This is a genomic window from Bradyrhizobium sp. McL0615, assembly GCF_049993905.1.
Classification (GTDB): Bacteria; Pseudomonadota; Alphaproteobacteria; order Rhizobiales; family Xanthobacteraceae; genus Bradyrhizobium.
The window spans coordinates 2,765,951-2,777,349 of record NZ_CP188254.1; the positions used below are offsets into that span (position 1 = coordinate 2,765,951).

8 protein-coding genes are annotated in these 11,399 nt (G+C 64.4%); 4 read left to right on the forward strand and 4 right to left on the reverse strand.

The features are described from left to right. The 4 genes from ACPPVP_RS13225 to ACPPVP_RS13240 form a co-directional block, all read right to left on the reverse strand. A complete protein-coding gene (locus ACPPVP_RS13225; RefSeq protein ID WP_426534827.1) occupies nucleotides 1–1,296 on the reverse strand; it encodes an O-acetylhomoserine aminocarboxypropyltransferase in 1,296 nt (431 codons plus the stop codon). Nucleotides 1,297–1,342: 46 nt separating this feature from the next. Beyond that, nucleotides 1,343–2,647: a nicotinate phosphoribosyltransferase gene (gene pncB / locus ACPPVP_RS13230; RefSeq protein WP_426534829.1), complete on the reverse strand. Its 1,305-nt coding sequence runs from the start codon at nucleotides 2,645–2,647 to the stop codon at nucleotides 1,343–1,345. A gap of 69 nt (nucleotides 2,648–2,716) precedes the next feature. Beyond that, on the reverse strand, nucleotides 2,717–6,271 hold the full coding sequence (locus tag ACPPVP_RS13235) for a molybdopterin cofactor-binding domain-containing protein (protein ID WP_426534831.1): 3,555 nt from the start codon (nucleotides 6,269–6,271) through the stop codon (nucleotides 2,717–2,719). Next, a complete protein-coding gene (locus ACPPVP_RS13240; RefSeq protein ID WP_426534833.1) occupies nucleotides 6,271–6,753 on the reverse strand; it encodes a (2Fe-2S)-binding protein in 483 nt (160 codons plus the stop codon). The genes ACPPVP_RS13235 and ACPPVP_RS13240 overlap by 1 nt, the downstream gene beginning before the upstream one ends. A gap of 286 nt (nucleotides 6,754–7,039) precedes the next feature. On the opposite strand from ACPPVP_RS13240, the gene ACPPVP_RS13245 reads away from it, so the two are divergent. Genes ACPPVP_RS13245 through ACPPVP_RS13260 form a run of 4 tightly spaced genes read left to right on the forward strand, consistent with a single transcriptional unit; the run spans nucleotide 7,040 to nucleotide 11,220 of the window. After that, complete coding sequence (locus ACPPVP_RS13245) at nucleotides 7,040–8,485, forward strand: 6-hydroxynicotinate reductase (protein WP_426534835.1); 1,446 nt, start codon at nucleotides 7,040–7,042, stop codon at nucleotides 8,483–8,485. Next, nucleotides 8,482–9,390 carry a UPF0280 family protein gene (locus ACPPVP_RS13250; protein ID WP_426534837.1) on the forward strand — a complete coding sequence of 303 codons (909 nt, stop codon included), beginning with the start codon at nucleotides 8,482–8,484 and terminating at the stop codon, nucleotides 9,388–9,390. Before ACPPVP_RS13245 ends, ACPPVP_RS13250 begins: the two co-directional genes overlap by 4 nt. Before the next feature lie 18 nt (nucleotides 9,391–9,408). Then, nucleotides 9,409–9,993: an amino acid synthesis family protein gene (locus ACPPVP_RS13255; protein ID WP_426534839.1), complete on the forward strand. Its 585-nt coding sequence runs from the start codon at nucleotides 9,409–9,411 to the stop codon at nucleotides 9,991–9,993. Between the two features lie 24 nt (nucleotides 9,994–10,017). Then, complete coding sequence (locus tag ACPPVP_RS13260; RefSeq protein WP_426534841.1) at nucleotides 10,018–11,220, forward strand: ABC transporter substrate-binding protein; 1,203 nt, start codon at nucleotides 10,018–10,020, stop codon at nucleotides 11,218–11,220. Nucleotides 11,221–11,399 lie beyond the last annotated feature (179 nt).

Consider the following 11,399-nt stretch of genomic DNA (forward strand, 5'->3'; position numbering starts at 1 on the left):
TCAAACCTTCTGCGATGCGCGAAGCGCCTGACCGAGATCGTCGATGATGTCGGACACGGTTTCGATGCCGACCGACAGCCGCACCAGCTCCTCGCCAATCCCTGCGGCCTTCAACTGCGCGGCGTCCATCTGCTGATGCGTGGTGCTGGCGGGGTGAATCACCAGCGTCTTGGCGTCGCCGACATTGGCGAGGTGGCTGATCATTCTCAGGGACTCGATGAATTTCTTGCCCGCGGCACGGCCGCCCTTGATGCCGAAAGAGACGATCGATCCCGCGCCGCGCGGCAGCAGCCGTTTTGCGAGTTGATGGTCGGGATGATTCTCCAGCGCGGGGTGCAGCACCCACTCGACGGCCTTGTTGGCAGTCAGCGCCTCGAGCACAGCAAGCGTATTGCTCATGTGGCGTTCCATCCGGACGCCGAGCGTCTCGACACCCTGCAGCAGCTGGAACGCGTTGGTCGGCGAAAGACACGCGCCGAAATCGCGCAGGCCCTCGGTGCGTGCGCGCATGATGAAGGCGGCCTGGCCGAACTGCTCGTCGAAGACGATGCCGTGATAGCCGGCATAGGGCTCAGTGAGTTGCGGGAACTTGCCGGAGGCGTGCCAGTCGAACCGGCCGCCATCGACAATGACGCCGCCGATCGCGATGCCATGGCCGCCGATCCATTTGGTCGCCGAGTTCATCACGATATCGGCGCCGAGCTCGATCGGGCGGCTGAGAAACGGCGTCGCAAAGGTGTTGTCGATCAAAAGCGGAATTTTCGCGTCATGCGCGATCTGCGCCACCGCTGGAATGTCCAGCACCTCAAGCCCGGGATTGCCGATGGTCTCGCCAATCACCAGCCGCGTATTCGGCTTGATCGCGGCGCGAAATTCATCGAGTGCGCGGGGTTTGACGAAGGTGGTCGTGATGCCGAAGCGCGGCAGGGTGTGCGCGAGCAAATTGATGGTGCCGCCATAGAGCGAGGCGGACGCGACGATGTGATCGCCGGCATTGAGGATCGTTGCGATCGCCAGATGCAGCGCGGCCATGCCGCTTGCCGTGCAGATCGCGCCGACGCCGGCTTCCAGCGCGGCGAGGCGCTCCTCGAGCACCGCCGTCGTCGGGTTGGAAATGCGGGTGTAGATGTGGCCGGCGCGCTCCAGGTTGAACAGCGCCGCGGCGTGGTCGGAGTCCTGGAACACGTAGGATGTGGTCTGGTAGATCGGGACCGCGCGGGCGCCGGTGGCGGGGTCTGGGCGCTGGCCGGCGTGCAGGCTCAGGGTTTCGAAGGCAGGCGGCTTGGGTGCGGGCATGCGGGGCTCGTCAAATCGGTTGGTCCGGGGACGGGTAGTTGGAGGTTCAGACGTGCACGGCGGTGCGGACGCGGCCGGCATTTCCGAACACGCGCAAATAGCGCTCGACTTCGGTCGGAGAGCCGGTGGCCTTCTCGGGATTATCAGACAGCTTGACTGCCGGCCGTCCATCGACCGACGTCACCTTGCAGACCAGCGAGATCGGGTCGAGATCGGCGGAACCATCCGGTGCGCAGCCGACGAAATCGTTGGTGAGGTTGGTGCCCCAGCCGAACGAGATGCGCACGCGTCCGGCGAAATGCCGGTAGGTCTCCTCGATCGAGCCGACATCCATGCCGTCGGAGAACACAAGCAGCTTCTCGCGGGGATCGCGGCCCTTCTGCTTCCACCATTTGATGATGTCCTCGCCGGCCGTGATCGGCGGCGCGCTGTCGGGGCGAAAGCCGGTCCAGTCGGCGACCCAGTCCGGCGCGTCGCGCAGGAACGGTTTGGTGCCGAACGCGTCGGGCAGCGCGACCAAAAGGTTGCCGCCATAGGTATGACGCCATTGATCGAGAATGCGATAGGGCGCCCAGCGCAACTCGGTATCGTCATTGGCGAGCGCTGCGGCGACCATCGGCAGTTCGTGCGCGTTGGTTCCGATCGCTTCGAGATCGTTGTCCATCGCCAGCAGCACATTGGACGTGCCGGTGAAGGAGGGGCCAAGGCCTTCCTTGACGGCCTCGACACACCAGCGCTGCCAGAGGAAGCCGTGGCGGCGGCGAGTGCCGAAATCCGACAGGCGTAATCCTTCGAGCTTGCGCAGCCGTTCGACCTTGGACCACAGCTTGGCCTTGGCGCGCGCATAGAGCACGTCGAGCACGAAGCGGCCCTGTCCCTTGGTCGCCTGTCGCGAGCGGAGCTCGTTCATGATCGCGAGCGCCGGGATCTCCCACATCGTGGTGTGGGTCCACGGCCCGTGGAAGTGCAACTCGTACTGGCCGTCGACCTTGCGCAGCTCATATTCGGGCAGGCGGAAGCTGGCGAGCCAGTTGATGAAGTCGGGCGAGAACATCTGGGTCTTGCCGTAGAACGTATTACCGGCGAGCCAGATCAGTTCTTTCTTGGAAAAGCGGATGGTGCGGGCATGGTCGAGCTGGGCGCGCAATTCGCCCTCGTCGATGATCTCGCCGAGACGGACATGCTTGGTGCGGTTAATGACCGAAAAGGTGACGCGCTGATCCGGATAGAACTCGCGGATCATCTGCAGCATCAGCAGCTTGTAAAAATCGGTATCGAGCAGGCTGCGCACGATCGGGTCGAGCCGCCAGCCGTGATTATAGGTTCGGGATGCAATATCGGTAACTGCCATGGCGGAACTCTACCGTGCCGGAGGCCGCCCAACCAGTGGGTTCTGGCCGGAACATGGCAGCTCAGCGCGCTATTCCTGCCGGATTCGGCCGATCGCCGCCCGGACACCGGTCCAGGCAGGCTTGTCCGGGGCGAATTGCTTGCGGAGATAGGCGGCCAGTTCCGCGACCTGGCCGTCGGTCAGGCTGTCCTTGAAGGCCGGCATATAGCCGAGGTCGGTCGCGGCCGGCTTGGCGATGCCGTGCATGATTACTTGAATCAGGTTGTCAGGCACGGCGCTGTGCAGGTTGCTGTTCAGCGCCAGCGACGGCCGGCTGCCGAACAGCGGCGCGCCGCCGACCTCGTGGCACACGGCGCAGGCGCCCTGATAGAGCCGGGCACCGACACTGGATGCGGCCGACCCGCGCGTGCCGGTCGAGGATTCCAGTTTCGCGGCGAGCGCCTGTTGTGCCGACGTGTCGATGGCGGTGTCGTTGAACGAGCCGAGATAGACCGCCATGGCGTGGATATCGGAATCCGGCAACGCCGCCAGTTCCTTCACCACGGGCGCCATCGGCCCGGCGGCGACGCCGTGAAGGCGCGACTCGCCGGTTCGCAGGTAAGCGTAAAGCTCGCCCTCGCTCCAAGGGATCGGCGCCTGCGACAACGACGTCAGCGCCGGCGCTTCCCAGCCTTCCGCGAAACCGCCGGCCAGATACGCGTTCGCCTTCTCTGCGCCGAGCGCATTGCGCGGCGAATGGCAGGCGCTGCAATGGCCGAGGCCTTCGACCAGATAGGCACCGCGATTCCATATTTCTGATTTCGCCGGATCTGGCTGGAACGTGCTGGGCTTGTGGAACAAGGCATTCCAACCCGCCATCAGCGGGCGCATGTTGAACGGAAACGCCAGCGTATTCTGCGGCGCCTCCGCGCGCACCGCCGGCTGCGCCATCAGATAGGCATAGAGCGCTTGCATGTCGGCGTCGGTGGTCCTGGCGAAATGCGTGTAGGGGAATGCCGGATAGAGATGCCTTCCGTCGCGATGGATGCCTTCGCGCATCGCACGTTCGAAGGCGGGGTAGGACCACGCGCCGATTCCGGTTTCGACATCGGGTGTAATGTTGGTCGAAAAGATCGTGCCGAACGGGGTCGGAAGCGGCTTGCCGCCTGCGTTGAGAATGCCGTTCGCCGAGGTATGACAGACCGCGCAATCGCCGAGCGCGGCGAGTTGCTGGCCGCGCGCAATGGTGGCGGCCGAATAGACCGAGGCGTCGGGACGCGCGATGGGTGCGATCGCGCGCCACGGCAGCATGGCGGCGCCAATACCGATCGCGGCGGCGCATAGCGCTGCGGCCGTTGCGAACACACCGCGCGATCCAGCGAATGGCTTGTGCCATCTGTTCTGATCGGGCTGCGGTGCGGATGCCGGTGGCGGCAATGCTTCCGGCGCCGTCTGCTCCTCGCCGCGCAGCCCTCGCAGGATGCGCTCCGGCGTGAACGGCAATTCGCGGAAGCGCACGCCGGTCGCATCATAGATGGCGTTGGCGATGGCGGCGGCACTCGGGACGGAAGCGGACTCGCCGACGCCAAGTGGCGGCTGGTCCTGCCGCGGCAGCATCAATACGTCGATCTCAGGCACCTCGGGGAATTTGATGATGGGGTAGGCGCCCCATTCGCGCGCAGTCACCGAGGTGCGGTCGAATGACACTTCCTCCATCAGCGCGCGGCTGGTCGACTGGATGACGTTGCCGTGGATCTGGTGGCGCACGCCGTCCGGATTGATCATCAGGCCGGAATCTTGCCCGGCCACCACGCGCGTCACGCTGACATCGCCGGTCGCCTTGTTGACGGCGACGTCCGCGATCCACGCGGACCACGCCGCGCCGTAGCCGGGAAACTTGCTGTGCACGTAGAGCGCATAGGCAAAGCCGCGTCCGCGAACGATGTCGCCTTCGGCCTCCGGTTCCTGCCGCACCGGCCGTGGCTTCCAGCCGGCGCGCTCGGCGACTGCATTGACGAGATCGACCGCGCGCGGGTCTTTCAGATAGCGCAAGCGGTATTCGATCGGATCGACACCGGCTTCATCGGCGCATTCGTCGATCCAGGATTCATGCGCAAACGTGTTCGGCAGCGCCGAGACCCCGCGCAGCCAGGAGGCGCGCACGATTGGCGGCATGTCGTTCGCCACCACGCGCAGATTTTCGTAGTCGTAGGGCGGGATCGCGGTGCGGTCGCCCATTTCGAACACAAGCGGCGTGTGCGGAATGGTGCCGGTCAGCAGCAGCGCCAGCGTCGGTGCGCCGTTCGATGGATAGCGCGTGGCAAAATCATAACCGGCGACGCTGCCGTCGGCGTTCAATCCGCCGTTGACGTCCATCAACTGTGCGGTGCCTTTTGGCTCCCACGTATGCTCCTGCTCGCGCGTCAACTGCACGCGCACCGGCCGGCCGACAGCACGTGACAGCAGCACCGCGTCGGCGGAAACGTCATCGGCGCAGTTGCGGCCGTAGCAACCGGCGGCCTCCATCCGGATCACCTCGATCTCAACTTCGCGGCGATGGATCAGCCGCGCCAGTTCGGTGCGCAGATGATGCGGGTTCTGCGTGCCGGACCAGACCCGTGTCAGATCCTCCTGATAATCGGCGACCGCGCAGGACGGGCCGATCGAGGCGTGCATCTGATAAGGCCAGATGTAGGTGCGCGGCATCGGCTTCGTGGCGCCGGCAATCGCCGCATCGACGTTACCCTTGTCGATCAGCGTTCGCGGCGTGGATGGATTGGCGCGCAGCGCGGTCTCGATGTCCTTCAGGTCGGGCAGCGTCGGCACCGGCTTCCAGGTGACCTTGAGCTGCGTCGCGGCCTTGATCGCATTTTCCTCGCGCTCGGCGACGACGCCAACGAAGTCGCCGATACGGACGACAGCGACCAGTCCGGCAATGTTGCTGACTGATGTCTCGTCGACCGCGATCAGGCTGTTGCCGATGAAGTCGCCGACATCGACGCCGGCATAGGGTGGACGGACGACGCGGCCGTGCAGCATGCCCGGGACGCGCATGTCGTGGACGTAAACCAGCTCGCCTGTCGCCTTCGCCGGCAGATCGACGCGCGGCACCGATTGCCCGACGATGGTGTAGGCATCGGCGGATTTCACGGGAACATCATCGGCCAGTTCAAGCTGGATGGTCTCGCCCGCAATCAATTCGCCATAGCTGACGCTGCGGTTGTCCTTGCCGCGGACCAGACCGTCTTCAACGACGAGATCCTCGATCGGAAGCTCCAGCCGCGCAGCGGCACGCGCGATCAGAAACTGCCGCGCCTGTGCGGCGGCCTTGCGCAACGGCACGGCCGTGATCTGGATCGTCTCGCTCGCGATCGTCGCGCCCTGATTGGGAACCAGCGACGTATCGCCAAGCACGACGACGACGCGCGCAAAGGATACGTCGAGTTCCTCCGCGACGATCTGCCCGAGCGCGGTGCGGATGCCGGTGCCGAGATCGACATGGCCGTTATAAGCGGTAACCGATCCGTCGGCGGTGACCCTGATGAAGGTCTCGAACTTGACGGCCTCGACGGGGGAGGCGGGACGAACGACGGACAGCGTTCCCTGCGGCCGTTCACGATCCCCGAGAGAGTTCAGCGCTGTCATCAAGTGTGCGCCTCGACCACATGGCCGGCAGCCCGCATGGCCGCGCGCATGATTTCGATATGCGCGCCGCAGCGGCAGAGATGATGACGCAGCGCTTCCAGCACCTCGCCGTCCGAGGGATGAGGGGAACGCAGCAACAACGCCTTGGTCGCGATGATCATGCCGTTGAGGCAGTAGCCGCATTGCGCGGCCTGTTCGTGGATGAAGGCGTGCTGCACGGTATCGGGATGCTCGCGCGTGCCAAGCCCTTCGAGCGTCACGATGTCGCGCCCGGTGCAGCCCTCGATCGGGATCACGCAGGACCGCGCGGCGACGCCGTCGATCAGCACGGCGCAGGCGCCGCATTCGCCGAGCCCGCAGCCGTATTTCGGTCCATTCAAAGCGAGGTCGTTGCGCAACACATAGAGCAATGCGGTGTCGGGCGCGGCGTCGACATCGCTGGTCTTGCCGTTGACAGTCAGGCGCATCGTGCTCTGCGTCATGCTCCCCCTAAGCCTTCGTTGCGTTGCAAACGTCGCACTGGACGCTTCCGAAAGATACCGTTTGTGTACAAACGTGCAAGCCGCGCCATCCCGCGCTGCAGCGCGTGCTCGCTTTATGAACAGGGCGGCGAGGCAAATGCGGTATTATGCGGCAAGTCGGGCCTTTCGCTTCCAGGCCCGCTTGACAGCGTTTCCGTCCGCGCGCAACATCATTCGTATACGAACAAAGTGACCGGACCGCGAGCAAGCGGCTCCGATCGGCGCCTTCTCGACTGCAGGCTTGTTCATGACCGATGCGACCGTCGCCGGTGGCGACAAGATCCGCTGCGATGCCTGTCCGGTGATGTGCTACATCAAGCCGGGCGCGGCCGGCGCGTGCGATCGTTATGCCAATCATAACGGCGAGCTGGTGCGCGTCGATCCGCATATCGTGCTGGAGCAAACGGTATCGCATGGCGGACGGCTGGTGCCGTTCCAGGCCGGCCGCGATTGGGACGGCAAGATCGTCCATGAGCCCAACGTGTTCGTCACCGCCATCGGCGCCGGCACTACCTATCCCGACTACAAGCCGGCGCCCTTCATCGTGTCTTCGGAGGTCGATGGCGTCGACATGGTCACCGTCGTGACCGAAGGCATCTTTAGCTATTGCGGCGTCAAGGTGAAGATCGACACCGACCGCTATCTCGGCCCCGAAACCGCAGCCGTGCGCGCGGAAGGCGAGGCGATCGGGCACGTGATGACGAGCGAATATGGCTCGCAGATGCTCTCGCTCGGCGGCGTGCACCATTTGACCGGTGGATCGAAGAAGGAAGGTCGCGTCACCTGCGACGCGCTGATGGACCTCTCCAACTGCAAGGCGGTGGAACTGACGATCGATGGCGGCGCCACGGTGGTGGTGCAGGCCGGAAGGCCGCCGATCGTGAACGGCCTTATGGAAGAGCGCATGCGCGTCGGCTGCGGTTCGGCAACCATCGGCATGTTCGCCAAGCAGTGGCATGGCAAGGTCGATGAGGTCGTCGTCGTGGACGACCATATCACCGGCGTTCTCAGTGAGCATCAGGCCGGCAAGCTGCTCGATATTCCCGATACCGGGATCAAGATGAAGGGACGGCGCTCGACGCCGGGCCGCTACTTCCAGGTCGCCGATCCCGGAACGGGGTGGGGCGGCACCAATATTTCCGATCCGCTGTCGGTGCTGGGGCCGTTCAATCCCAAGGAGGCACGGCAGGGGCTGACCATGCTGATGGTCTCGACGACAGGCGAGCATGCTGCCTACTACGAACTCGACGAGGCGCTCCGACCGATCCAGAAGCAGATGCCATCGGATCTCCAGTTCTCGGTCGAGCGCATCCAGGAAAATTGCGAGCCGGCGCTGTGCACGGTGCTGTTCATGGGCGGTGCCGGCGGCTCGCTGCGCGCCGGTGTCACCGACAATCCGGTGCGGTTGACGCGGTCGGTCAAGGATGCGCTGACGCGGGTCACCAGCGGCGGCGCGCCGGTTTATGTCTGGCCCGGCGGCGGCATCACCTTCATGGTCGACGTCACGCAGATGCCGGCCGGCGCGTTCGGCTATGTGCCGACGCCGGCGCTGGTGGCGCCGATCGAGTTTACGCTGCGGCTTTCGGATTATGCCGCGCTCGGCGGGCACATGGATCATGTGCGACCGCTGGCTTCGCTGCGGGATAACACCGAAACGCGCCCGATGCCTTATATGCCGGGACGGAGCGCATGAAACGGCTCCCGCAAATCGCGCTTCTTCCTGACGGCAAGCGGCTGCATTTGCAGGACGGTCCGATCGATCTGGTCATCGGGGCGCAGGGAAGCGAAGGTGAGGTGCGCGCCGCCTACGAGGCCGCGGCGCGGCGCTTTAACGGTTTGCTCGATGAACTCTGCGAAGAATTGATCGAGCTTCGAAAGGCTGCCGATCCGGCTTGCAGCGCGCTCAGTGGCGTCGTCGCGCGCCGCATGCATGCGGCGGTGGCGCCCTTTGCGGCCGGGCATTTCATCACGCCGATGGCCGCGGTCGCCGGTAGTGTCGCGGAAGAAATTCTCGGCGCGATGCTTGCCGCGGCGCCGCTCGACCGCGCTTACGTCAATAATGGCGGTGACATCGCACTGCATCTCGCCGACGGCGAGCAGTTCACCGTCGGCCTTCTGGACCGGCCCGACCGGCATGGCTTGATGCGAACGATTGACATTGACGCCGACGATCCGGCGCGAGGCATTGCGACCAGCGGGCGGCACGGCCGCAGCTTTTCATTGGGAATTGCGGATGCCGTCACCGTCCTGGCGCGCACGGCGTCGCAGGCCGATGCCGCCGCCACCATCATTGCCAATGCCGTCGATCTGCCTGGCCATCCCGCCATCGTCCGTTGTCCGGCGAATGAATTGCAGCCCGACAGCGACCTCGGCGCGCGCCTTGTCACCCGCGACGTCGGTACGCTCGGGGAGAGCGAGATTGACGACGCGCTGAGGGCAGGGGTGACCCGGGCACAGCAATTGCTTGCGGCAGGGTTGATCGAAGGTGCGGCCTTGCGTCTACTAGGCGAGACCGCCGTGGTGGGTGCAACAGGGTTCAAGGCAGGCGCACTGCCGGCGTTTCATAAAGGCGCACTGGAAAGAACAGTGCATGTTTGATCGGGAGCGAGGCTGACAATGGGCGCGATCATTCGCAAGATCGTCACGGTGGTCGAGGAAACCTATCTGGAGATGGGACAGAAGGTTGCGCCGCCGACGCGGCGGGCCGCGGCGATTGCCGTGATCGAGAATCCCTTTGCGGGCCGGTATGTCGAGGATCTCTCGCCCCTGATCGAAATCGGTGAGGAACTCGGCGATCTGCTTTCGAAGAAGGCCGTCGCGGCACTCGGGATCGACGGCGCCAAGGCGCACAGCTACGGCAAGGCCGCCGCCGTCGGTGAAAACGGCGAATTGGAACACGCGGCGGCGATCCTGCATCCCAAGATGGGCGCGCCGGTGCGGAAAGTGCTGAGCAAGGGCGCAGCGCTGATCCCGTCGTCAAAGAAGCGCAGCGGCCCGGGAACGACGCTGGATATTCCGCTCGGCCACAAGGACGCAGCCTTCGTGCGTAGCCATTTCGACGGCATGGAAGTGCAGATCAACGATGCGCCGCGCGCCAACGAGATCATGGTTGCGGTTGCGGTCACCGACAGCGGCAGGCCATTGCCGCGCGTCGGGGGACTGACGGTTTCGGAAGTCAAAGGCGAAGACGGTTTGAGATAATTCACAGGGATATTGGAGGTAGGGATGCGACGTAGACACGTACTGGGAGCAGGTTTGGCGATCGCGGTTGCGGGCATGGCCGGCAACGCCATGGCGCAGAGCGAGATCAAGATCGGCGAGATCAACAGCTACTCGCTGTTGCCTGCCTTCACCGAGCCCTATCGCAAGGGCTGGCAGCTCGCGGTCGAAGAAGTCAACGCGGCAGGCGGCATCAACGGCAAGAAGCTGGTCGTGATCTCCAAGGACGATGGCGGCAAGCCGGCGGACGCGCAGACCGCAGCCAACGAACTGGTGTCGAGCGAGAACGTGGCGATGCTGACCGGCACGTTCCTGTCCAACATCGGTCTGGCTGTCTCTGATTTCGCCAACCAGAAGAAGGTGTTTTTCCTGGCGGCAGAGCCTTTGACCGACGCTATCACCTGGTCCAAGGGCAACCGCTACACGTTCCGGCTGCGTCCGTCCAACTACATGCAGGCAGCGATGCTGGTGGAAGAAGCCGCCAAGCTGCCGGCAAAACGCTGGGCGACGATCGCGCCGAACTATGAATACGGCCAGTCGGCGGTTTCGGTGTTCAAGAAGCTGATGTCGGAGAAGCGTCCGGACATCCAGTGGGTCGACGAGCAGTGGCCGCCGCAGGGCAAGATCGACGCGGGTCCGGTGGTGCAGGCCGTGGCTGCCGCCAACCCGGAAGCGATCCTCAACGTCACCTTCGGCGCCGACCTCGTAAAACTCGTGCGCGAAGGCAACACTCGCGGCCTGTTCAAGGATCGCGCGGTCGTCAGCTTCCTCACCGGTGAGCCGGAATATCTCGATCCGCTGAAGGATGAGACACCCGCGGGCTGGATTGTCACGGGTTACCCCTGGTATGACATCAAGACGCCGGACCATGACAAATTCCTGAAGGCGTATCAGGCCAAGTACAACGATTATCCGCGCCTCGGCTCGATCGTTGGCTACCAGACCATCAAGGCCGCGGCGGCGATCCTGGCGAAAGCCAACTCGACCGATCCGGAGAAGCTGATTGCGGCGACCGAAGGCCTGTCGATGCCGTCGCCGTTCGGCGAGATTATCTTCCGCAAGATCGATCACCAGTCGACGCTCGGCGCCTATGTCGGCAAAACCGCGCTGAAGGATGGCAAGGGCGTGATGGTGGACTCGGTCTATCGCAAGGGCTCGGATTATCTCCCGAGTGATGCGGAAGTCGGAAAGCTGCGCCCGAAGGACTGATGCACTTGCTTCTCCCTCTCCCTGCTCTTCGCGGGGAGAGGCACTGAACTCTCCCTCTCCCCGTCCTTACGGGGAGAGGGGCGGGGTGAGGGGCTCTCTCCGCGAGTCGCGCCCGTCGATAGACCTATACCCCCTCACCCGGATCGCGAGGGCGATCCGACCTCTCCCCGCAAGCGGGG